The 22,209-nt window shown below is 70.4% G+C and carries 20 protein-coding genes; 9 read left to right on the top strand and 11 right to left on the bottom strand.

The window, feature by feature from the left end:
- Positions 1–58: 58 nt before the first annotated feature.
- The 4 genes from ACZ7CF_RS22695 to ACZ7CF_RS22680 form a co-directional block, all read right to left on the bottom strand.
- Positions 59–1,333 (bottom strand): lanthionine synthetase LanC family protein, encoded by a 1,275-nt coding sequence (locus tag ACZ7CF_RS22695; protein WP_470370491.1) that lies wholly within the window; start codon positions 1,331–1,333, stop codon positions 59–61.
- Positions 1,334–1,360: 27 nt separating this feature from the next.
- The gene (locus tag ACZ7CF_RS22690; protein WP_470370490.1) at positions 1,361–2,122 is read right to left on the bottom strand and encodes a putative protein N(5)-glutamine methyltransferase; all 762 of its coding nucleotides are present in this window, start codon (positions 2,120–2,122) and stop codon (positions 1,361–1,363) included.
- A gap of 102 nt (positions 2,123–2,224) precedes the next feature.
- Positions 2,225–3,223, bottom strand: a complete 999-nt coding sequence (gap, locus tag ACZ7CF_RS22685) for a type I glyceraldehyde-3-phosphate dehydrogenase (protein WP_360389169.1) — start codon at positions 3,221–3,223, stop codon at positions 2,225–2,227.
- Positions 3,224–3,261: 38 nt separating this feature from the next.
- A complete protein-coding gene (locus ACZ7CF_RS22680; RefSeq protein ID WP_360389172.1) occupies positions 3,262–4,689 on the bottom strand; it encodes an MFS transporter in 1,428 nt (475 codons plus the stop codon).
- 64 nt (positions 4,690–4,753) lie between these two features.
- Between ACZ7CF_RS22680 and ACZ7CF_RS22675 the strand changes: the two genes are divergently transcribed.
- A complete protein-coding gene (locus ACZ7CF_RS22675) occupies positions 4,754–5,569 on the top strand; it encodes an ArsR/SmtB family transcription factor (protein ID WP_470370489.1) in 816 nt (271 codons plus the stop codon).
- 101 nt (positions 5,570–5,670) lie between these two features.
- A complete protein-coding gene (locus tag ACZ7CF_RS22670; protein ID WP_470370488.1) occupies positions 5,671–6,375 on the top strand; it encodes a response regulator transcription factor in 705 nt (234 codons plus the stop codon).
- A gap of 25 nt (positions 6,376–6,400) precedes the next feature.
- Here the strand turns inward: ACZ7CF_RS22670 and leuA are convergent, their stop codons facing one another.
- The 3 genes from leuA to ACZ7CF_RS22655 all read right to left on the bottom strand — a co-directional run bounded on the left by leuA (position 6,401) and on the right by ACZ7CF_RS22655 (position 10,450).
- Positions 6,401–8,062, bottom strand: coding sequence for a 2-isopropylmalate synthase (gene leuA, locus ACZ7CF_RS22665; protein WP_360389181.1), 1,662 nt, complete (start codon positions 8,060–8,062; stop codon positions 6,401–6,403).
- Positions 8,059–9,237, bottom strand: a complete 1,179-nt coding sequence (locus ACZ7CF_RS22660; protein ID WP_470370487.1) for a pyridoxal phosphate-dependent aminotransferase — start codon at positions 9,235–9,237, stop codon at positions 8,059–8,061. The genes leuA and ACZ7CF_RS22660 overlap by 4 nt, the downstream gene beginning before the upstream one ends.
- Positions 9,238–9,445: 208 nt before the next feature.
- The gene (locus tag ACZ7CF_RS22655; RefSeq protein WP_360389186.1) at positions 9,446–10,450 is read right to left on the bottom strand and encodes a TauD/TfdA family dioxygenase; all 1,005 of its coding nucleotides are present in this window, start codon (positions 10,448–10,450) and stop codon (positions 9,446–9,448) included.
- A gap of 256 nt (positions 10,451–10,706) precedes the next feature.
- On the opposite strand from ACZ7CF_RS22655, the gene leuC reads away from it, so the two are divergent.
- The 3 genes from leuC to ACZ7CF_RS22640 are packed head-to-tail and all read left to right on the top strand — an operon-like array spanning position 10,707 to position 13,615.
- A complete protein-coding gene (gene leuC / locus ACZ7CF_RS22650; RefSeq protein WP_470370486.1) occupies positions 10,707–12,101 on the top strand; it encodes a 3-isopropylmalate dehydratase large subunit in 1,395 nt (464 codons plus the stop codon).
- A gap of 30 nt (positions 12,102–12,131) precedes the next feature.
- Positions 12,132–12,728, top strand: coding sequence for a 3-isopropylmalate dehydratase small subunit (leuD, locus tag ACZ7CF_RS22645; protein ID WP_360389191.1), 597 nt, complete (start codon positions 12,132–12,134; stop codon positions 12,726–12,728).
- Positions 12,725–13,615, top strand: coding sequence for a LysR family transcriptional regulator (locus tag ACZ7CF_RS22640; protein WP_360389193.1), 891 nt, complete (start codon positions 12,725–12,727; stop codon positions 13,613–13,615). The genes leuD and ACZ7CF_RS22640 overlap by 4 nt, the downstream gene beginning before the upstream one ends.
- A gap of 32 nt (positions 13,616–13,647) precedes the next feature.
- Here ACZ7CF_RS22640 and ACZ7CF_RS22635 read toward each other — a convergent pair whose 3' ends face one another.
- Together ACZ7CF_RS22635 and ACZ7CF_RS22630 are read right to left on the bottom strand one after the other, a co-directional pair.
- Complete coding sequence (locus tag ACZ7CF_RS22635) at positions 13,648–14,025, bottom strand: cupin domain-containing protein (RefSeq protein WP_470370485.1); 378 nt, start codon at positions 14,023–14,025, stop codon at positions 13,648–13,650.
- Between the two features lie 14 nt (positions 14,026–14,039).
- Positions 14,040–15,917, bottom strand: a complete 1,878-nt coding sequence (locus ACZ7CF_RS22630; RefSeq protein ID WP_470370484.1) for an FAD/NAD(P)-binding protein — start codon at positions 15,915–15,917, stop codon at positions 14,040–14,042.
- A gap of 158 nt (positions 15,918–16,075) precedes the next feature.
- On the opposite strand from ACZ7CF_RS22630, the gene ACZ7CF_RS22625 reads away from it, so the two are divergent.
- The 3 genes from ACZ7CF_RS22625 to ACZ7CF_RS22615 all read left to right on the top strand — a co-directional run bounded on the left by ACZ7CF_RS22625 (position 16,076) and on the right by ACZ7CF_RS22615 (position 18,737).
- Positions 16,076–16,663, top strand: coding sequence for a cysteine hydrolase family protein (locus tag ACZ7CF_RS22625; protein WP_360389200.1), 588 nt, complete (start codon positions 16,076–16,078; stop codon positions 16,661–16,663).
- Between the two features lie 336 nt (positions 16,664–16,999).
- Positions 17,000–17,833 carry a peptidoglycan-binding protein gene (locus ACZ7CF_RS22620; protein ID WP_360389203.1) on the top strand — a complete coding sequence of 278 codons (834 nt, stop codon included), beginning with the start codon at positions 17,000–17,002 and terminating at the stop codon, positions 17,831–17,833.
- A gap of 61 nt (positions 17,834–17,894) precedes the next feature.
- Entirely contained in the window at positions 17,895–18,737 is an 843-nt protein-coding gene (locus ACZ7CF_RS22615; RefSeq protein WP_360389206.1) for a peptidoglycan DD-metalloendopeptidase family protein, read from the top strand.
- Between the two features lie 66 nt (positions 18,738–18,803).
- Here ACZ7CF_RS22615 and ACZ7CF_RS22610 read toward each other — a convergent pair whose 3' ends face one another.
- Positions 18,804–19,916 (bottom strand): hypothetical protein, encoded by a 1,113-nt coding sequence (locus tag ACZ7CF_RS22610; protein WP_360389209.1) that lies wholly within the window; start codon positions 19,914–19,916, stop codon positions 18,804–18,806.
- Positions 19,917–20,114: 198 nt separating this feature from the next.
- Entirely contained in the window at positions 20,115–20,996 is an 882-nt protein-coding gene (gene mmuM, locus ACZ7CF_RS22605; RefSeq protein WP_470370483.1) for a homocysteine S-methyltransferase, read from the bottom strand.
- Positions 20,997–21,065: 69 nt separating this feature from the next.
- Here mmuM and ACZ7CF_RS22600 point away from each other — a divergent pair, with 69 nt between their 5' ends.
- Complete coding sequence (locus ACZ7CF_RS22600) at positions 21,066–22,070, top strand: TerC family protein (RefSeq protein WP_360389214.1); 1,005 nt, start codon at positions 21,066–21,068, stop codon at positions 22,068–22,070.
- Positions 22,071–22,209: the final 139 nt, after the last annotated feature.

Genomic DNA, 22,209 nt, shown 5'->3' with positions numbered 1-22,209 from the left:
GGGAGCAACTGTGCGCCCGCGCGCTGTCAGCGCGCTGGTAACGAGCTGTCAGCGACTGTCAGGGCTGGTCAGGGCCGGTGAGGGCCCACCAGTTGGTCATGCCGGGCACGGCGGTGCCGCCCCGGCCCGCCTGGAACAGGAACCCGGCGATCCCGGCCGCGCCCTGCATCCAGCCGACGCCGGGCGGCAGCAGCGGCTCCTGCGCGCGGTGCTCGGTGAACCGCCAGCAGACGCCGCCCCCGTCCGGCACCGCGCGGTCGACCAGCACGTCGGCGAGGTGCAGCGCGAAGTCCCGCTCCCCCGCGTCGAGCAGCAGCGCCCCCACGCCCGCCGTGCCGCAGCACCGCCCGTCGTTGTCCCAGAAGCCGGACCGCAGCCGTTCGGGCAACCCGCAGGTGCGCACGGTGCGCGTGCACCGCCGCCGCAGCTCCGCGGTCGTCCGACCGGCCACCTCGGACACCCCGGCGTGCTCCAGGGCGTTCCACAGCAACGCCGTCCCGGCCGGTCCGTGGCACCAGCCGTAGCTGTACTCCTCGAAGTCGTCGCCGAGCCGCGGGATCCGCAGCGGCACCCGGAACCCGCCGCCGGTGAGGTCGGCGAGCGCCACGAGGTGCCGGGCACCGTCGAGGGCGGCAGCGACCCACTCCGGCCGGCCGAGCTCGGCCCCGGCCAGTGCCAGCGCCGTCGCCACGCCCGCCAGCCCGTGGGAGAAGTTCGGCATCTGCCGTTCGACCGGGGAGAACCGCGGCGGCACCATGCGCCAGTTCAGCCCGGACGGCACCTCCTCGCGTTCGGCCAGCAGGATTCCGGCCGCGACCTCGGCCAGCTCGTCCGCCTCCGCGCCGTGCCGCCGCGCCCACACCGCGCCGAGCAGCACCCCGGCGGTGCCGAGCACGACGTCGCTGACCCGTGCGCCGTCGAGGTAGCGCGGCGGCCCGATGGCGGTCTGCGGCCAGCCGTCCGGCGTGACGAGCGCCAGCAGCCGCGCCACGGCGGCGTCCGGGGCCGGCTCGCCCAGTGCGGTCAGCGTGCCGATCGTGCTGACCAGGCCGTGGAACAGGCTGCAGTCCGCGCTCGTCGCGATGCCCGCGGTGACCTGGGCGCGAATCGCGTCGGCCAGCCGCTGCTCCTCCGCCGTCCACGCCCGCACGGCCCTGACCTCCGCCAGGGTCAGCGCCAGTCCGCCGACGCCGTCGTACATGCCGTCGCGGTGGTCCGGGTCGGCCTCGGCGCCCAGCGACGGCGGGACGGCCGCGGTGCCCTCGTCGTACCGGACCTGGTCCAGCACCCACCGCCAAGCGGCCTCGGCGGTGCCGAGGTAGGTCTCGCTCATCACACGATGATCACACCTCCGCCGCTCTCACACGGGCTTTGTCCCGATCACCACCGTGCAGTAGTAGTCGTCCGACGTCGTCACGCGCGCCACCAGCCCGTGCTCGGTCATCGCCGCGGCGGTGAGCGGTGCCTGGTGCTCGCTGGTCTCGATCAGCAGGTGACCACCGGGCGCCAGCCACCCCGGTGCGGCGGCGGCGACCCGCCGGTGCACGTCCACGCCGTCGGAACCGCCGTCCAGGGCGACCAGCGGCTCGTGGTCGCGGGCCTCGGGAGGCATCAGCGCGATCTCGTCGGTCGGCACGTACGGCGCGTTCACCACGAGGACGTCCACCGTGCCGCGCAAAGTCTCCGGCACCGGGTCGAACAGATCACCCTCGTAGACCCGGCCCCGCCCGGCGAGGTTGCGGCGGGCGCAGGCGACGGCCGCGGGCTCGATGTCGGCCGCGTGCAGCTGCGCGCCCTCGACCTCGGCGGCGACCGCCAGCCCCAGCGCCCCGGCGCCGCAGCACAGGTCGAGCACCACCGCTCCTGGCCCGGCCAGCGCCACGGCGTTCTCGACCAGGAACACCGACCGCTGCCGCGGTACGAACACCCCGGCGTCGACCAGCACCCGGTGGCCCCGGAACTCGGCCCAGCCGACGATCACCTCCAGTGGCTCTCCCGCCACCCGGCGGCGCACCAGCCCGTCCAGCTCGGCGGGCGTGGCGGCGGCGTCGAGCAGCAGGCGCGCCTCGTCCTCCGCGAACACGCACCCCGCCGCACGCAGCGTCGCGACCACATCGATCATGGCCGCATTTCTACCAAAGGGCCGCGCGGGACAACCCGCTCACACCTGTTCCACGCGGCCGCCCCTTGGCGCGGTCAGCCGCTCCACGACGTCCGTCCCACCTCATCGACGAGCGAGCAGCTCCAGCGTGTCGACCACGCGGTGGGAGAAGCCCCATTCGTTGTCGTACCAGGCGACCACCTTGACGTGACGGCCGTCGACGCGGGTCAGTTTCGAGTCGAAGATCGAGGAGGCCGGGTTGCCGGTGATGTCGGACGACACGAGGTCGTCCTCGGAGTATTCGAGGACTCCGGCGAGGTCGCCCTCGGCCGCGGCTCGGTAGGCGGCGAGCACGTCGTCCCGGGTGACGTCGCGGGTCACCGTGGTGTTCAGCTCCACGATCGAGCCCACCGGGACGGGAACGCGGATCGCGTCGCCGGACAGCTTGCCGTCCAGGTTCGGCAGGACCAGTCCGATCGCCTTGGCCGCGCCCGTGGTGGTCGGTGCGATGTTGACGGCCGCGGCGCGGGCACGGCGGGCGTCGCGGTGCGGGCCGTCCTGGAGGTTCTGCTCCTGGGTGTAGGCGTGCACGGTGGTCATGAAGCCGTGTTCGATGCCGGCGAGGTCGTCCAGGACGGCGGCGAGCGGTGCCAGGGCGTTGGTGGTGCACGAGGCGTTCGACACGATCACGTGCGACTCCGGGTCGTACAGGTCGCTGTTCACGCCGTAGGCGAGGGTGATGTCCGCGCCTTCCGAGGGCGCGCTGACCAGGACCTTGCGGGCACCGGCGTCGACGTGGGCGGTGGCGGCCTTCGCCGCGGTGAAGCGGCCGGTCGACTCCAGCGCGATGTCGACGGCCAGCTCCTTCCACGGCAGCTGTGCCGGGTCCCGTTCGGCGAGGACCTGGATCCGGCGGTCGCCGACGACGAGGGTGTCACCGTCGACCTCCACCGGCCGTCCGAGACGGCCGGAGGTGGTGTCGAACTTCAGCAGCCGCGCCAGGGCGGCGGGTTCAGTCAGGTCGTTGACGGCCACCACCTCGAGGACGCTGTCGCGTTCCAGCAAGGCGCGCAGCACGTTGCGCCCGATCCGGCCGAACCCGTTGATGGCGATGCGAGTCAAGCGACTGTCCCTTCGAGTTCACTGGTGCGGAGAAGAAATCAGGGGCGCGCGGTCGCCGGCGCCGTGGAGGTGCGGACGGACCGGCGCCGACCGGCGAGCAGTGCGAGCACCGCGCCGGTGAAGAACGCCACCGAGGCGATCAACGCCGAGGTGTGCAGGCCGTCGTACATGCTCGCCGAGGCGACGGTCAGCGTGCCGAACAGGGCGACACCGACGGCGTTGCCGATCTGGCGGGACACGTTGAAGACCGCCGAGGCGACACCGGCCTTCTCGCTCGGCGCGGACTCGATGATCGCGGCGGTGGCGGCGGGCACCGTGGACGGTGTGGCCAGACCGGTCGCCACCAAGGCGAACAGCAGCGCGACGTACGGGGTGTCGGGCCCGGCGACGAGCCAGCCGAGGAACCCCGCGGAGCCGAGCAGCATCGCGGCGGCCATGGGTTTGTAGGGCCCGTAGCGGGCGGTGAGCCTCCCCGAGACAGGACCGGCGACCAGCGCCATGCAGACCGTGGGCAGCAGCATGAGGCCGGTGGTCATGGCGTCGTAGCCCCGCTGCTGCTGGAAGTACAGCGTGGAGACGAACAACATGCCGTAGTAGCCGAGGTTCAGCAGCACCCCGATCGCTGCCGTAGCGGCGAAACCGCCGTCGGCGAACAACGACGGCGGCAGCAGCGGCGAGGCGTCGTTGCGGTCGAGACGCCATTCGGTGAGCACGAACGCCACGACGGCCGCGGCGCCGATGACGAAGGAGACCACGACGACGGTGGACGTCCAGCCGGACGTGCTCGCCTCGTTGAGGGCTCCGGCGATGCCCGTGAGGCCGATGACGGCGAGCACCTGGCCGAGGACGTCCATCCGCCGGGCGGTGCCGGAGGTCGCGGGGGACGGCACGTGCCGCAGGGTCAGCACGACCGCCAGCGCGGCCACCGGGACGTTGAGCCAGAACACCGCGCGCCAGCTCAGGCCCGACACGAGCAGGCCGCCCAGCACCGGTCCCGCGGCGAACGCCACCCCGGCGACACCGGCCCAGAAGCCGAGCGCGCGGGCCCGGACGGCGCGGTCGGGGTAGGCGGCGGCGAGCAGGGCGAGCGAGGTCGGCACGAGCAGCGCGGCACCCGCTCCCTGCAGGAGCCTTCCCGCGATCAGCGCGCCCGGTGACGCCGCGAGGGCGCAGACCACCGACGCCGCGGTGAACCCGGCGAGACCCACGAGGAAGATCCTCCGGTGGCCCAGCCGGTCCCCGAGGCCGCCACCGAGGAGCAGCAACGCGGCGAAGACGACGCTGTAGCCGTCGACCGCCCACTGCAACGCCGACGGGCCCGCCTGCAACGACCGCTGGAGGTCCGGCACCGCGACGGTGACCACGGTGACGTCCAGCATCACGAGGAAGTAGCCGAGGCTCAGCGCGATGAGTGGGGGCAGTGCCAGCGCGGGCGGCTCCGTGCGCTGCGGGACGCGGATGCTCATGCGGCCAGTCTGTGACGAAAACACTTCGTCGCCCGTCTAAGTATCGATGTCGTACCGTCGAGGTGTGCACTCCGAAGACACGAAGTCCGACCCTGACATCGCGCGAGCGGCGGCGCTCATCGCGGACGGTTCTCGTGCGCGGATCCTCAAGGCGCTGTGCGACGGCAGGGCGATCACCGCGACCGTGCTGGCCGACGAAGCGGGTGTCAGCGGCCCCACGGCGAGCGCCCACCTGGCGAAGCTCGTCGACGCGGGTGTGGTCACCTCCCACCGCGACGGCCGCAACCGCCGCTACCGGCTGGCCCGCGCCGAGGTCGCCGAGGCGTTGGAGGCACTCGCGGTGATCGCACCGCCGCTGCGGGTCAGGTCGCTCAAGCAGAGCGTCCGCGCGGACGCTCTGCGCAGGTCGCGCACCTGCTACGACCACCTCGCCGGCCAGCTCGGCGTCCACCTCATGGGCGTCCTGCTGGAGACGAAGGTCCTCGTCGGCGTGGACGGCGCGGACGGCACGCACCACCCGGCCACCGCGGCACACGACCGCGCGGCCTCCTACGGCCGCGACCACCGGTACGAGCTCACCGACGAGGGCGCGGACACGCTGCAGACACTGGGGATCGACGTGCGGGAACACGCTCGGCGGCGACCACTGGTCCGCTACTGCGTGGACTGGAGCGAGGAACGCCACCACCTGTCGGGGGCCCTCGGAGCGGCCATCGCACACAGGCTGTTCACCCTCGAATGGGTTCGGCACGGCGTGAGCCCGCGGGTCGTGCACCTCACCAAGGCGGGCGCCAGCGGTCTTTCCCGGACTTTCGGACGACCTTTCGAGATGGTGCCCGCAGAATTGCCCGACCAGCCCGAGCGCACTCTTGTGCGGTAGCTCACACTTCGGTTCCGGAGAGCACTCGAAGTGCTACCCGTGGTAACTTCAGAATCGATTCGGGCAGTGGTGGGGAAAACCTTCGCGGGGGGAATCGAGAAGTGTCTGAATTGTACACGAGAACCGACGTCTTATCCGATTCATCCACGTGCTCCGTGCTGCTGGCCGATCACGATCCCATCTCCCGGCACGTGCTCGCTGCCAGGCTCAGGACCTGCTGCAACCGGATGAAGCTGATCGGAAGCGTGGACAGCCTGGTTCCGGTGTCGCACTGGCCGCGATTGACCGAAAAGACCGTCGTCGTCATGTCGGTGTATTCGCGTGAGGACGTCGAGCGGACGGTCCTCGAACTCTCCTCACGTGGAATTCGGATTCTTCTCCTGGTCTCGAGGGTCGACCGGCAATCGGTCGAATGGGCGTTGTCGATCGGCGCCACCGGATGCGTCGTGAAAGACACGGAAATGGGGGGCCTCACCGACGCCGTGCACGCGGTGGCGGGTGGCTATCTGCTGTTCTCACCGGAGCTGGCCGCACACCGCGGGCCGATGGGTGTCGCGCCGCCCGTCCTGCTCCAGCAGCCCAACGCCGGCCTCACCGACCGGGAACACGAGGTCCTCAGCCTCCTGGCCGACGGGATGAGCACCGTCGAGGCGGCGCGGTCGCTGGGCGTCTCCCCGGCGACGATCAAGAGCCACGTCTCCCACGCGCTGCCCAAGCTGGGAGCGCGCAACCGGCTCGAAGCCGTTCTCCTGATCCGCAACAGCACGAGGCCGTACCACCCGGCGCGGAACTCGCGGACCGCGTGACCCGCCCGCTCCGCACCGGGTGCGGTCATCGGCGACCGTACCGGGCGACGGCGCTGGCCAGCGCCGAGAGCGCGGCGTGGTCAGCGTGTTCCGCGACGCCGGCACCCCAGTGCACCGAGTCGCCCAGCGACACCTCCAGGTAGACGGCCGTGCGTGCTCCCATCGCGTGCTCGACCCTGTCCAGCACGCGGCAGGGCCGGCCGCGTGCCGCGAGTGCGGCGAGCGCTTCGGCCTGACCGGTCACGTCCGGCACACCGAGGACGACGGCGGGATCGAGCCCCAGCCCGTACTCCCGGTCGAACAGCTCGCGGATCAGCTCGGGCGTGACCTCTCCGCCCACCGCGTCGGTCCTGGCCTGGACCACGGCCGAGAAGTCGATCTGCATCCGCCTGGGCAGGTCGAACCCGTGGTGCTCCTTCATCAGGAAGGCCACACCGCCCTTGCCCGACTGGCTGTTGACCCGGACCACCTCCTGGTAGGTGCGTCCGACGTCGTGCGGGTCGATCGGCAGGTAGGGCATCTCCCACGGGCCGTGCTCGGCCGGTACGCCCGTGAGCGCGGCGTTCGCGCGTTGCGCCTCGAAGCCCTTCTTGATCGCGTCCTGGTGCGACCCGGAGAACGACGTGAACACCAGGTCGCCCGCGTACGGGTGGCGTTCGGGCACCGTCATCTGGTTGCAGTAGGTGTAGACCCGCCTCACCTCGTCGATGTCCGAGAAGTCGATCATCGGGTCGACGCCCTGCGCGAACAGGTTCAGCCCCAGCGTCACCAGGTCGACGTTGCCCGTGCGCTCGCCCTGGCCGAACAGACAGCCCTCGACGCGGTCCGCGCCGGCCATGATCGCGAGCTCGGCGGCGGCGACCGCGGTGCCCCTGTCGTTGTGCGGGTGCGCGGACAGGCACACCGACTCGCGGCGTGACAGGTTGCGCGACATCCACTCGATCCGGTCCGCGTAGACGTTCGGCGTCGACCGCTCCACGGTGGCGGGCAGGTTGAGGATGATCTCCCGGTCGCGTTCCGGCTGCCAGACGTCCATCACCGCCTCGCAGACCTCGAGCGCGAAGTCGAGCTCGGTGTCGGTGAAGATCTCCGGCGAGTACTCGAACCCGAGCGCGATCCCGTCGTCGAGGATCTGGTCCGCGTGCTTGAGGACGGTCCTGGTACCGGAGACGGCGATGTCCTTGACCTGTTCGCGGTCCGCGCGGAACACGACCCGCCGGAACAGCGGGGCCGTGGCGTTGTACAGGTGCACCGTGGCCTTCGGCGCGCCCCGCAGCGACTGCAGGGTGCGTTCGATGAGGTCGTCCCTGGCCTGGGTCAGCACCGAGATCGTCACGTCGGCGGGGACCAGCCGGTCGGTGATGATCGACCGGACGAAGTCGAACTCGGCCTGCGACGCCGCCGGGAAGCCGACCTCGATCTCCTTGTAGCCCATGCTGACCAGCAGGTCGAACAACGCACGTTTGCGTCCGGGCGCCATCGGGTCGATCAGGGCCTGGTTGCCGTCCCTCAGGTCGGTGGACAGCCACCGGGGCGCGGCCGTGATGGTCCGGTTCGGCCAGGCCCTGCCGGGCAGGTCAACCCGCTGGGCGGGGACGTAGCGGCGGAAGGGCATTCCGGACGGGCGCTGCGGCGTGCGGTGTGCCGCGATCGGGGTCTCCCCGGACGCGGTGGCGGGGCGGGTCATCGGTCTGCCCCGAGCGCGGTGCCGATCCGGCCGACGGCGTCGGCCAGCACCTCGCGGGACGTGGCGAACGACAGCCGGACGTGGCCTTCGCCGCCCTCTCCGAACGCCGACCCCGGCGTCACCGCGACGCCCGCCTCGCGCAGGAGCCACTCGGTGAACCGCGCCGAGTCGCCGCGGCCGGTCCCGCGGATGTCGGGGAACACGTACAGCGCACCGTCCGGCACCGCGCACGTCACCCCGGGCAGACCGTTGAGGCCGGCCACGAGCAGGTCGCGCCGTGCGGCGTACTCGGTGGTCATCGCCGTGATCGGTTCCTGGGGCCCGGTCAGCGCCACGACCGCGCCGCGCTGGGCGAACGAGCTCGCGCAGCCGACGGTGTGCTGCTGCACCTTGAGCAGCTCGGCGATGATCTCGGTCGGACCGGCCACGTACCCCAGCCGCCAGCCGGTCATCGCGTACCCCTTGGAGAACCCGTTGACGGTGAGCGTCCGCTCGGCGCCACCGGGCAGCGCGGCCGGGCTCAGGTGCGGGCGGTCGGCGTAGGTGATCTTCTCGTAGATCTCGTCGGAGATGATGACGAGGTCGTGCTCCTGCGCGAACCGGACGAGGGTGGTCAGCTCGTCGGCGTCGAGCAGCCGGCCGGTCGGGTTGTTGGGGGTGTTGACCAGCACCGCCCTCGTCCTCCTGGACAGCGCCTGTTCCAGTGCGCCGGCGGTGAGCCGGAACCCGTCCCGCGCGCTCAACGGCGCCGGCACGGGACGGGCCCCTGCGAGGTGCGCCATCGCCGCGTAGCTGACCCAGCTCGGTGTCGGGACGATCAGCTCGTCACCGGGTCCCGCGACGGTCAGCACCGCACTGGACAGCGCGTGCTTGGCCGACGGTGTGACGACGACGTCCCGCATCGGGTCCACCAGCAGGTCGTTGTCCTTGGCGAGCTTCTCGGCGATGGCCTCCAGCAGCTCCGGTGTCCCCCGGCTGGGCGTGTAGTGCGTGAACCCCTCGCGCAGCGCGGACACGGCCGCGTCCGAGATGTGCTCCGGGGTGTCGAAGTCCGGCTCCCCTCCGCCGAGGTCGAGCACGTCGGCGCCCTGTGCGCGGAGCTCGCGCACGAGGTCGAGCACCGCGTAGGTCGCTGATTTCTGGATGTGGTCGAACCGCGTCGCCACCCTGGGCATGACTCTTCCTTCCACCGTGTCCGCGTTGCAGGGGTGACCAGACCTAGGGCCTGTGTCGGGGTCCCGTTCGATGAGAGTCGCGCCTGAGGTGGTTCCTGGCGGTGCGGGCGGACAGCCCGCATACCGGTGTTGTATGCGGGCTGTCCGCCCGTGCCCCCAGGAACCACCTCAGGCCCGGCTATCGCGAACATGGACCTCGACACAGGCCCTAGTCCGCGACCCGTCCTCGCACGCCGTCCAGCCACTTGTCGCCGTGGCGGTCCGCCGCGGCGTCGTCGCGGAACGCGTAGGTCTTGAGCAGCCACCGCTTGCGGGCCTGCGCCGGGTCGTTGATCTCGATCTTCTCGCGGCTGTGCAGACCGTCCTGGTTGGACAGGACGAAGAGGTCGCGCTCCAGGATGCGGTGCCGGACCTTGCTCGCCTTCGCCAGCGCGTTCTTCATGGCGATCAGCGCGTCCTTGGCCTCCACCGGGCTGCCCGGCGCGGTCGTGGTCGCGGTGTCGAGGTAGCGGAAGCTGTGGTCGTTCTCGAGGATCGGGTGCGCTCCGGAGTCGGTCAGGCTCGCGTTCTTGTCCTTGGAGAACACGTCGAACGGCGTGATGTAGAACGGTTCGCGGAGGAGTCGCTGCTCCTGCTCGCCGAGGTGGACGAGCATCTCCCGGCCGTCGATGAAACCGGTGTAGATCAGCTCGCCCTCCGGGCAGCGCATGCCGAGCAACGCGATGTAGTCGGCGCGGACCTCGTGCGCCGTGCGGTCGTTGTGGAAGTAGAGCTCGCTGTCGCTGTAGCCGGTGAGCTTTCCGCTGTACTTGTCGAACGCGACCACGTCGGTGAAGAAGTCGCCGCGGTTTCGGGCGTAGGCCAGCAGCGGGTTGCCCATGAGCTTGCCGAACAGCTCCAGCAGCGTCTCCCCGATGAACGTCTTCTTCTCGGCGTGCTTGACCGACACCGGGTCCTCGTTGCCGAGGTCCGGCAGTTCCGCGTCGATCGGGACGTTGCGCAGGACGTGCGCGTCGACGGTCCCGCTCTCCCGGTCCGCGCGGATCCGGGCGCAGACCTCGAGGAAGAACGCCGGCACGTCGCCCCTGTCCACCAGGTCGGCCACGGCCTGCGAGAACGCCTCGTAGTCGTCGTAGGGGTTCTTGTCGACGTCTCCGAGAGCGCGGTAGAGCTCCTCGTACTGCTCGTCGGTGAAGATGTGGATCGGCTTCATGGTTCCTTCCCTGCTCTGGCGGAGATCCTGAGAACAAGCTTCGCCACCGGGGACGGGCGAGTCATCGGCCGCCGGAGGAATCGGGATCCTCCGCGTCTTGCCTTAGGTGCAGGAGGTGGAGTCCGGTGGAAACGAGGTACACCGCCTAGTCCGCCGGTGGAGCCGGATTCCCCTTCGGTGCATTGTCTTGCTGCTCGCGAAGGTCGTGTGGTTGCCTCGACGTGAATCGACACACCGGATGCGCGGGGGAAATCGCATGGGTACGACGATGGCGCAGAAGATCTGGGCCGGACACGTGGTGCGCAGTGACTCGTCGGGCGAGGACCTGCTCTACATCGACCTCCACCTGCTGCACGAGGTGAACACACCGCAGGCGTTCGACGGGCTGAGGGCTGCGGGCCGCACGGTGCGCCGCCCCGACCTGACCGTGGGCACGGAGGACCACAACACGCCGACGACGTCCCTGACGCGCGGAATTCTCGACCCCGCCGCGCGCAGGCAGGCCGAACTCATGCGGGCCAACTGCGCCGAGTTCGGGATCCCGTTGCACCGCCTGGGAAGCGAACAGCAGGGCATCGTGCACGTGATCGGGCCGGAGCTGGGACTCTCCCGGCCGGGCATGACGATCGTGTGCTGCGACTCGCACACCACCACGCAGGGCGCGTTCGGCGCGCTGGCGTTCGGCATCGGGACGAGCCAGGTGGAACACGTGCTGGCCACGCAGACGCTGCCGATGTCACGGCCTCGGGACATGGCCGTCACCATCACCGGACAGCTGCCCTTCGGGTGCACGGCGAAGGACCTGGTGCTCGCGCTGATCGCCAGGATCGGCACGGCCGGGGCACAGGGCCACCTCGTGGAGTTCCGCGGCGAGGCCGTGCGGGCGCTGTCGATGGAGGGACGGATGACGTTGTGCAACATGGCGGTGGAGGCCGGTGCGCGCGCCGGAATGGTCGCGCCGGACCAGACGACGTTCGACTACCTGCGGCTCCGTCCCGGCATGCCGGCCGACTTCGACGCCGAGGTCGCCCACTGGCGCACGCTGTGCACCGACGCCGACGCGGTGTTCGACAAGGAGGTCGTGCTGGACGCGAGCTCGCTGCGCCCGCACGTCTCCTGGGGCACGAACCCCGGCCAGAGCGTGCCGATCGACGCGCACGTGCCGCATCCGCACGAGTTCGCCGGCGCGCAGGAGCAGGCAGCGGCCGAGCGGGCGCTGGAGTACATGGATCTCAAGCCGGGCACGGCGTTGCGGGACGTGGCGGTGGACGCGGTGTTCATCGGCTCGTGCACGAACAGCCGGATCGAGGACCTGCGCGCGGCCGCGGAGGTGCTGCGGGGACGGCGCGTCGCCGACTCCGTGGAGATGATCATCGTGCCCGGCTCGGCCGCGGTCCGCCGCCAGGCCTGCGAGGAGGGGCTGGACGAGGTGTTCGCCGCGGCCGGCGCGGACTTCCGTGCGGCAGCAGGGTGTTCGATGTGCGCGGCGCTGAACGAGGACCGCCTGCGACCGGGTCAGCGGGCGGCGTCCACCAACAACCGCAACTACGAGGGCAGGCAGGGCAAGGGGTCGCGCACTCACATCGTGTCGCCGCCCGTTGCCGCCGCCACGGCCGTGCGCGGCCGGATCACCGCCCCCGCCGACCTCTGACCGCCTTCCCACGCCTCCAGGAGCGCACCCGTGCAGCAGTTCACCGTCCACACCGGAACCGCGGTTCCGTTGCGGCGCAGCGACGTGGACACCGACCAGATCATCCCCGTCCGCTTCCTCACGCTCTCCGAGCGCACCGGTCACGCCGACTCGTTGTTCGCCGACTGGCGGGAGGATCCCGGGTTCGTGCTCAACCGGCCCGTCCACCGGGGATCGACGATCCTGGTCGCGGGCAACGACTTCGGCACGGGATCGTCACGTGAGTACGCCGTGTGGGCGTTGCTCGACTACGGCTTCCGTGCGGTGATCGCCCCGCGGTTCGGTGACATCTTCCGCGGCAACGCGCTGCTCAACGGCCTGCTCCCGGTCGTGCTGCCGGCCGCGGTGGTCGAGCGGCTGTGGCAGGCCGTGGAAACCGATCCCGCGGTGCCCGTCACCGTCGACCTGGAACGGCTCGAGGTGCGGTGCGGACCGCTGGCCGAGTCGTTCAGCGTCGACGCGCGTGCCAGGGAGCGGCTGCTCACCGGCACCGACTTGATCGGCGCCACGCTGACGCACGCCGGCGACATCGAGACCTACGAAGCGAACCGCCGCCCCACGCTGCCCGTCACCGGGGGCACGCGGTGAGGTTCACCCAGTGCGCTGCCTTCGTCGCGGTCGCCGACGAAGGCAGCTTCACCAAGGCCGCCAAGGCGTTGGGCGTCTCGCAGTCCGCCGTCAGCCACGCGATCGCGGGACTGGAGTCGGACCTCCGGTGCGAGCTGGTGCTGCGCGGTCGCGCGGGCGTGCGGCTGACCGATGCCGGACGCGACGTGGTCGTCCACGCCAGGGCCATCGTGACGCACGCCGAACAGATCCGGCTGACCGCCTCGGCGGTCGTCACGGGACTGCGCGGGACCGTGCGGTTCGCCACCAGCCAGACCTTCGCCGGCAGACTGCTGCCCGTGCTCCTGGAGGAGTTCCGCACCCGGTTCCCCTCAGGGGAGATCGTGCTGCGCGAGGGCACCGACCAGCAGATCGCGGCGTGGTTGCGGTCCGGTGCCGTGGACGTCGGCGTGGTGACGTTGCCGAAACCGGACCTGGTCACGACCCCGTTGTGGCGGGACGAGCTGTGCGCGGTGCTGCCCGCGGGGCACCGCCTCTGCGGGCAGACCGCGGTGCGGGCCGGCCAGCTGGCGGGCGAGCCCCTGGTGCTACCGGTCGGCGGGGTGGAACCCCTGCTGCGAGCGGTCCTGCTGGCGGAGGGCGCAGAACCCGCTGTGGCGTACCGCATCCGCGACCTGCACGCACTGCTCGCCATGGTCTCCGCCGGCGTCGGACCGACGGTGCTGCCGATGTCGTTGCTGCCCGGCGGGATGTCCGGGGTGGCGGTCGTCCCGCTGACGCCGGCGCTGACGAGGACGGTCGCGCTCGGCGTCCGGGAGACCGCGAGGAGCACTCCGGCGGTCTCGGCGTTCGTGCGGCTCGTCCGCGAGCTCGCCCGGCGAGCCGTGGACGAGCCGCTGAGCGCGTGAACCGGTCCGCACCGACCGGTTCACGCGTCCGGTCAGCCCAGCGGCCGGGTTGCAGCGGTGCGCACCCCGAGCACCGTGCAGCCGGCGACGCTGGTCACCTGGTGCACGCTGCCGGGCTCCTCGACGATCAGGTCACCGACTCCGTAGCGGTCGCCGTTGTCGTTGACGAGTTCGCCCTGCAGCACGAACATCAGCTCGTAGCCGAGGTGTTCGTGCAGGTCCCCGTGAGCGCCCGGCTCCATCCTCGTGAGAAAGGCCGTGGCGTTCTGGGGATCGCCGGTGGTGAACAGCGGGTGGATCTCCACCCCGGCGCGACCTGGTTGTTCCCAGCGGGTCCACTGCACGGCGTCGAGACCGGCGGACAGGACGTCCCGCAGGACGCGGACCGATCGGAGCTGGGTGTCGGTCATGGTGTTCCTCCTCGTCAGCCGGCCGGAACCGGTGATGTCATGGCGTGGACGGCGGTCAGCGCGTGCCGGGCGATCGCGTCCGCGTCCCTGGTGAACTCGTTCCACGGTCCGGGCCTGCCGCTGCCGACGAACGTGAACCAGCGGGTGTGCTCGGCCGGCACGCCCAGCACGTAGAGATCGGTGTCGGGCCTGCCGTGGCGGTCCAGCGGGTGGAACGGGCTGCGCGTGACCGCGACGCCACCGGTGTGGAACGCGTTGTCGCCCTTGCCGTTGGTGAAGCCGTTCCAGATTCCGCGGCGCACGAGTGCCCGCGTCAGCGGCGAGCTGTCCAGGTACACGTTGGGATTGGCGATGCGGGCGTCGATCAGCGTCCGCACCTCGACCCTCGATCCGGCGACGGCGGGCGAGGACAGCACGAACGCGTTCCGCCCGCGGTCCACCGAGAACTCCGCGTCGGGCCCGACCAACCTCAGGATTCCGGCCTTGCGCAGCGCTTCCGCCTGCCTGATCCGCACCAGCGGCGGGCCGGCCGCCAGCAGCGAGCTGCGCGGCGAGAACCAGGTGAGGAAGTCGCGGTGCGTGTCCGGCGTGAGCCCGCCGAAGTCAGTGATCTCGCGCACCACCCAGCGCGTGTCGCGCAGCACGTCCAGCGCGGCCTTCAGCGGCGAGGCGTAGTTGCCGCGCACGGCGTGCTCGATGTCGGCGCGGACGTGGTCGTCCAGCGCACGTTCGAACTCGGCCCGCGACGCGAAGGTCCGGCCCGCGAACGGACGGGCCAGGCCCTCGAAGTCGAACGGCGTCAGGTGCCCGAGACCCTGAGCGAGGGCGATCGGCCTGATGTCCGGCGGTCGCGCGCCGGTCGCCGCCACGACGGCCGCCGTGAACTCCGCGGCCGCCTCGGCTCCGAGGGTTTCGCGCACCTCGGTCAGGTAGTAGACGTACTCGATCTCGCCGAGGATCCACGGCAGCACGTGCGCACCGAAGTCGATCTCGCCGAACACCCGGCCGCGACAGACGTTCTCGGTGGTGAAGAGCGTCGGCCGGAACTTGAGCGTCGCGGGCTTCTGGTTGATGCCGCGCGCGGACAGGGCGATCCCGCTGCGCGAACCGCCGGCCAGCAGCGGTTCCCGGCCGCTGGCCAGGTACCGCAGACCGTCGCCTTCCTCGACGAACCGCCCACCCCTGCCGACCGTCAGGGCGAGCATGAGGTCGTAGAAGGTGAGCCCGAGCCCGAGCAGCCCCACCGCGGAGCCGTCGGGGATGGTGTCGAGCGGCATCGTGACCGCGGAGTCGGCGGCGAAGTAGCGCAGGTCCGGTCGTGTGGCGGCGAACTCCTCGAACTCGCGGAACATCCCCACCTGGTGGAGCCTCGGGTGCCCGGTCGTCAGCACGACCTTGTCGACCAGCAGGTGATCGCCGGTGGACAGGTCGAGGCGGTACCCGAGCGACGTGGGCTCCAGGTCCTCGACCGCCGCCGTCACCCGGTGCAAGCGCACCGTGGGCGGCAGCGAAGCCTCGATCACGTCCGTGACCCACCGCATGTACTTGCCGTGCAAGGCCCTCGGCGCATAGCCCGTACGTCCCTCGAACCCCGGGGCATGCGCACTCCACCACTCGGCGAGCGACGGCCCCGCACCCGGCCGCGCACGCCCCTCGTCCGGAGGCCCGGAGAACATGGTCACCTCACCGCAGGGGGTGTTCATGAGGAACCACTCGGGCTGTCCCGACTGCCAGATGCGGCCGCAGCCGACCTCGACCGCGTCCACCAGGTACACCGTGACCGGCACCGCCGGCGCCTGCTCGTTCATCCTGGCGACGAGCCGTTCCAGCACCGCGAGCCCGCGGGGCCCGCTGCCGACCACGGCGATCCGAAGCGGTCCGAACGCCTCCATGGACACACCTTCCCCGAGTCCTGCAACCGCCGAGAAAGCTATGACCGGCAGGCGGGCACCGGGAAGAAGAACTCGTTCATGCAGCCATCTGGTTCGCTCATGCAAGATGCGCCGACAGATTTCCCGCCGGTGTCCGGCACGCGAATAGGTTGGGCGGCATGACCAGTTCACCGGCACTTCTCGTGCTCGATCTGCTGAACGACATCGTGCACCCCGACGGCCAGTACGCCTCCCACGGCTACGAGCAGCAGGTCGCCAGCCGGGGCGTGCTCGAACGGGCCGCCACCGCGATAGCCCGCGCACGAGCGGAGAACATCCCGGTCATCTACGTGGTGGTGGGATTCTCCCCCGACTTCTCGGAATGGCCGTCGAACTCCCCGGTCTTCGCCGAAGCGAAGGACGCGGGAAAGCTGGTCATCGGTACCTGGGCGACCGAAGTGCACGACGCCGTGAAACCCGCCGAAGGCGACGCCGTGGTCGTCAAAAGGCGCATCAGCCCTTTCTTCGGCACGGAGCTGGACCTGGTGCTGCGCACGCGAGGCGTGAACACGTTGCTGCTCACCGGCGTCTCCACCGATCTGGTCGTGCTGGCCACAGCACGAGATGCCCACGACCGCGACTACGCCGTGCAGGTGCTGGCGGACGCCACCGCCTCCGCCACCTCCGACCTGCACGAGGCGGCGCTGCGACTGATCGCCCGAACCGGCACCGTGACCACGGTGGACGAGGCACTGCCGCCCAGGTGAACGGGTCGCAGACGGCGTGGGTGCCCCCGGTTCGCACACCCCGTGACCGACTTCGGGAGTGACCCACGCCGGTAGCCTTGCCGACCGCACCCTGCCCGGGCTCGGCGGCCGGATGTTCATCTGGCCGGAAGGCTCCGGTGAGGGCGGGGTCTGGCACCACCGATCCGGCGGCCGCTGTCGGTTCGCCGTGCACAAGTCCGCAGACGTCCCCGGTCCCCGCACGAGCGGTCTGCCAACCCCGCGCGACCGGCATCGTTCCAGGTGAACGGCTTGATCGAACCGGGGGCCGGTCGAAAATATATCGGTTTTATATGTGCCTGGCCGAGGATGTCCGGCATGTCGGATCGTCTTGGACGTCGTGGGTTCCTGGCCGTTCTGGGCGGGATCGCCGCAGGGGGTGTGCTGGTCCCCGGGGTGGCGGCCGCCGCGGGAACCGCGGACATGGAGCTCGTGGTCCTGGCCGCGCAGTGCGACCCCGTCAAGCCCGACACCGGGCTCACGCCGGGTGCCGGGGCGAGCGTGCGGCTCGTCGAGCAGGCGCTCGTCGCCGAGGGGCTGCTCGCCGCGCAGTACGTCGACGGGCACTTCGGCACGGTCACCCGCACCGCCTACGGGCGGTGGCAGGAGTCGCTCGGGTACGCGGGCGCCGCCGCCAACGGGTTTCCCGGCCGGGCATCGCTCACCGCGCTCGCCAACGGGCGGTTCACCCTCACCCGCACCCTCACGCCGGGCGCGCGCACCACGTTCCAGGGCTTCCCGTTCAACGCGCGCACGGTCGCGATGCTGCGGGAGGCGCAGCGGCTCTGCGGAGTTCCGCTCGTCGTGGAACAGGGCTCCTACTCCCCCGGCGAGGACCCCACCTCCGCCGGCACGCACGACGGAGGTGGCGCCGTCGACCTGGACGCCGAGGCGTTGACCTCGGCGCAGCGCACCGCGCTCGTGACGGCGTTGCGGCGGGTGGGGTTCGCGGCGTGGCTGCGGCGACCGAGCCAGGGCAACTGGCCGCTGCACGTCCACGGCATCGCGGTGAACGACACCGACCTGTCGACACCCGCGCAGAAACAGGTCGGCCAGTACTACCTCGGGCGCGACGGGCTGGCCGGCAACGGCCAGGACGACGGGCCCCAGGTGACGAAGGTGACGTGGGAGCAGTACCTCCGCGCCGCCTGACCGCTCGAGAATCCCCGCACCAGTGAGGAAGCACATGCCCAGACCACGGACATGGACACGAATGGCCCTCGCCGCGGCTGCCGCGGTGCTCGCCGCCGCGAGCCTCACCGCGTTGACGGTGACCCCGGCGGCCGCGGCGGCCAGGGACGGCGTCTGCGACAGCGGCGAGTTCTGCTACTTCTACAACAGCGACCACGCGGGCTCGGTCTCCGACTTCGCGGGGTCGATCTCCGACTACGGCTCCACCCAGCCCTCCTGCTACGACTTCAAGAGCGCGGGCGCCGGGCAGGGGCTGTGCGTCAAGAACAACGCCGCGTCGGTGTGGAACCGCACCGGCGGCACGGTCCGGGTGTACTTCAACTCCGGCTACGCCGGCGCCACCCAGGACTTCGCGTCCGGCGCGAAGACCAACCTGAACTCGACGCTGAAGAACAACAACGCCTCGCACCAGTTCAACCCCGGCACGACCGGCCGCTTCTGGCTGCCGTTCCCCTGCGGGGAGACCTGGGCGGCGAGCACCCGCTCCGGCCACAGCCCGGCCAACGCCGTCGACTTCAACCACTACCCCGAGGACAACGGCTACAAGGTCTACTCGTCCGCGCCGGGCACGGTGTCGAAGGTCGCGAACCTGGGCAGCACCTCCTACGGGCGCTACATCGTGATCGACCACGCGGGCGGCTGGCAGACCCTGTACGCGCACCTCAGCTCGCAGGACGTGTCCGTCGGCCAGTCGGTGTCCGAGAAGACGATGATCGGCCGGGTCGGCAACACCGGTGGTTCCACCGGCCCGCACCTGCACTACGAGCAGAAGCTCAACGGCTCCGTGCAGCGGGTGACGTTCCGGGACGGCAACCCGACCTACTGGGGCACGCGCGACCTCGCGCGCAGCACGAACTGCCCGTGACGAACGGATGACCGAGTGCCCCGGCCGCTGCGGCCGGGGCACTCGTCCGAGACCCCCGGGCACCGGTCAAGCGACCCAGTCGGCTTGGACGAAGACGGCGAGCATGTCGCTGTTGCGCACGCCGTTGGTCGAGAAGGAGCCCTCGACGCCCACCCAGCCGCGGAACGTGCCGCTGTCGTCGAGGATCTGCAACAACGGCTTCACGTGCGAATTACCGGTGTAGCACGGCTCGTCGCGTTCCATCGCCAGGCAAGTGCACCAGTGCCACAGCGCGTCGCGGCGGTCGCCTGAGTTCACCCGGCCGAGGTAGTACTGCAGGGAGCTGACGTTCGCCGGGGTGCCGCCGCCGTAATGCGGGCAGCCACCGGCCGCCTGGCACACCTTCGTCGACGAAGGCTGGAAATAGGTCAGGCACCAGGTCACCGTCGTGCAGGCGGTGAAGGAGCCGACCGCGAACGAACTGGTCACATCGCTCGCCGTACCAGCCGTCCAGCCCTTTCCGACATAACGGAGACCACCCTGGTGCGATTGCACGCTCGACATCGCACGACGGTCGGTCAGCGCCGCGTTGCTGCCGTAGCCATAACCGCTGTTGACCCGCGTGGAACTCACGAAGTTCAACCGCGCCAGCGCCTGCTGGGTGTCCACTGACCACTTGTCCGTCCAGGTCGGCGACCAGGTGATCGTGACGGTCTGCTTGCCATCTTGGGTGCCCAGCACGTAGGTGCCCTGCCGGACGTCGTCAGGAGCGCCGGTGAACCCACCCGCCGTCATGATCTCGCACGGGCGGACCTTGTCGGTCGCCTTCGGATCGGTGGACGAGCACGACGAGTCCGGTGTGACCCCGATACCGGTCCGCTGAGTGGGCTTCGTCTGCTCCCACACGTACATGCTCGCTGACACCTTCCCGGTGGCCGCGTCGAACGCGTAGGTGCCCAGCCGGAACCAGTTGGCGGTCGAGCCGGTGGTGAGGCTTCCGGTTGACACCACGAAGTTGGCCCGCCCACCGGGAAGCTCACCGGCCGCGGCGGCGGGGACCGCGGCGGGGGTCGCGGCGGCCAGCAGCGCGATCACGAGGAGGGAGAAAACCCGCTGGACGAACCGCGGCGAAGATTTCGCGGTCCCGCCCGTGATGCGCCACGTCCTGCGGAGCAGGCCTTTTCGTTGGTCCTTCTGCATGACGGCTGAACCATCCCATCTCTGGTGTTCGTGTCACCGCGGGCAACAGAATGAGACAACAGGAGAACGCATTGCCATTCCGTTTCCCGCAACCAGATACCGAAGGTCACTTCACTGATTTGCTCGCACAACGCTCATCAGCTTTCCGAGCAGGTCTACATTTTCCCTACACGACCGCCCATGCCCGTTGATGCGGTTTCAGCGGAGAGCGCGGGCGATCTCGGCGATGCCCGCCGGGCCGACGCGGCAGCAGCCGCCGATGAGGCGTGCGCCCCGTTCGGCCCACTCCGTCACCGCGAACGACTCCACGCCGCCGGACCACGCGCGTGCGGCGGAGTTCCACTGCTCGCCGGTGTTCGGGTAGACCACGACCGGCAGCCCGGTCACCGCGCGGGCGGTGGCGACGGCTCCGGCGACCTCCTCGGGCGCTGAGCAGTTGAGGCCCACGGCCACGACCTCGTCGATGCCCTTGACCAGGCCGAACGCTTCCTCCAGCGACTGGCCCGCGCACGTCTTCCCGTCGCGCACGCTGTAGGACAGCCACGCCGGCACGCCGCTGCCCGCGACCACCCGCAGGACCGCCTCCGCCTCCTGCGCGTCCGGGATCGTCTCGACCGCGAGCAGGTCGGGTCCGGCGTCGGCGAGCACCTCGATGCGGCGGCGGTGGAACCGTTCCAGCTCGTCGGTGGTCCTGCCGTAGCGGCCGCGGTACTCCGAGCCGTCGGCCAGCACCGCGCCGTACGGGCCCACCGACGCGGCGACCCAGCGGGGGCCGTCCACTTCGGACGCGGCGGATCGGGCGATCGACACGCTGGCCTTCATCAAGCCGACGGTCTGCTCATCGGTCAGACTGCGGCGGGCGAACCCCTCGAACGAGGCCTGGTAGCTGGAGGTGATCACGACGTCCGCGCCCGCGCGGAGGTAGCCGGCGTGCGCCGCCCTGACCGCGTCGGGGTCGGAGAGCAGCAGACGGGCCGTCCAGAGCTCGTCGGACAGGTCGTGACCGGCCTGCTCCAGCGCGGTCGACAGCCCGCCGTCGAGCACGACGACCCTGTTCGTGAGCACGTTCACCAAGTCCACCAGCCGAGGATACGCACGATCCGGTAACGTCCAATTCAGACAAATCGACCACCAGAGGAGAGGGCACCTGTGCTTGAGATCAGCGGACTGACGTGGGCGGTCACGATCGGGGTGATCGTCGTCCTGCTGGCGGTCGACCTCGTGCTCGCCGCCGCCCGCCCGCACAAGGTCGGGTTCCGCGAGGCCAGCCTGTGGTCGGTGTTCTACATCCTGGTCGCGGTCGGCTTCGGCGTCTGGTTCATGCTCACGCACGGCGGTGGCCCCGGCACGGAGTACTTCGCCGGCTACATCGTCGAGAAGAGCCTGTCGGTCGACAACCTCTTCGTGTTCGTGATCATCATGACCACGTTCCTGGTGCCCGAGGAGCACCAGCACAAGGTGCTGACGTTCGGCATCGTGCTGGCGTTGATCATGCGCGGCATCTTCATCGCGGTCGGCGCCACGCTGCTCTCGCTGTTCTCGTTCATGTTCCTGCTGTTCGGCCTGTTGTTGATCTACACGGCGATCCAGCTGTTCCGGCACCGCAACGAGGACCCCGACGTCGAGAACAACGTCGTCGTCACCACGGCCCGCAAGCTGCTGCCGGTCACCGACGACTACGTGGGCGGCAAGATCTTCACCCGCGTCGACGGCCGCAGGATGGCCACTCCCCTGTTCGTCGTGCTGGTCGCGATCGGTGGCGTGGACCTGCTGTTCGCGCTCGACTCGATCCCCGCGGTGTTCGGCGTGACCGAGGAGCCCTACATCGTCTTCACCGCCAACGCGTTCGCACTGCTCGGCCTGCGCGCGTTGTTCTTCCTCGTCAAGGGCCTGCTCGACCGCTTGGTGTACCTGTCGGCCGGTCTCGCGATCATCCTCGCGTTCATCGGCGTGAAGCTGATCCTGCACTGGGCGCACGTCGACATCGACCCGCGCGTGCCCGAGGTGCCCACTCCGCTCAGCCTGGGCGTGATCATCTCGATCCTGGTGGTCGTCACCGTGGCCAGCCTGGTCAAGACGCGCAACGACCCGTCGGTCAAGGCGCACCCCGGTTCGCTGCGCGGCAGCGGCAAGGAGCAGTCCGAGGAGAAGTGACCCCGTCCCCCGCGCCTAGCCGCACGGTTCTCGCCGGAGACCGCTCACCGGCGTCTGCAAGTACCACCAACTCAACGTCAACAAGCACTTTTCCACCACCAACTCGCCGTCCCGCACACGTGGTTCGACGGACGGCGAA

Source organism: Lentzea sp. NPDC036955 (assembly GCF_055608005.1).
This window is presented reverse-complemented; position numbering and strand designations above follow the sequence as displayed.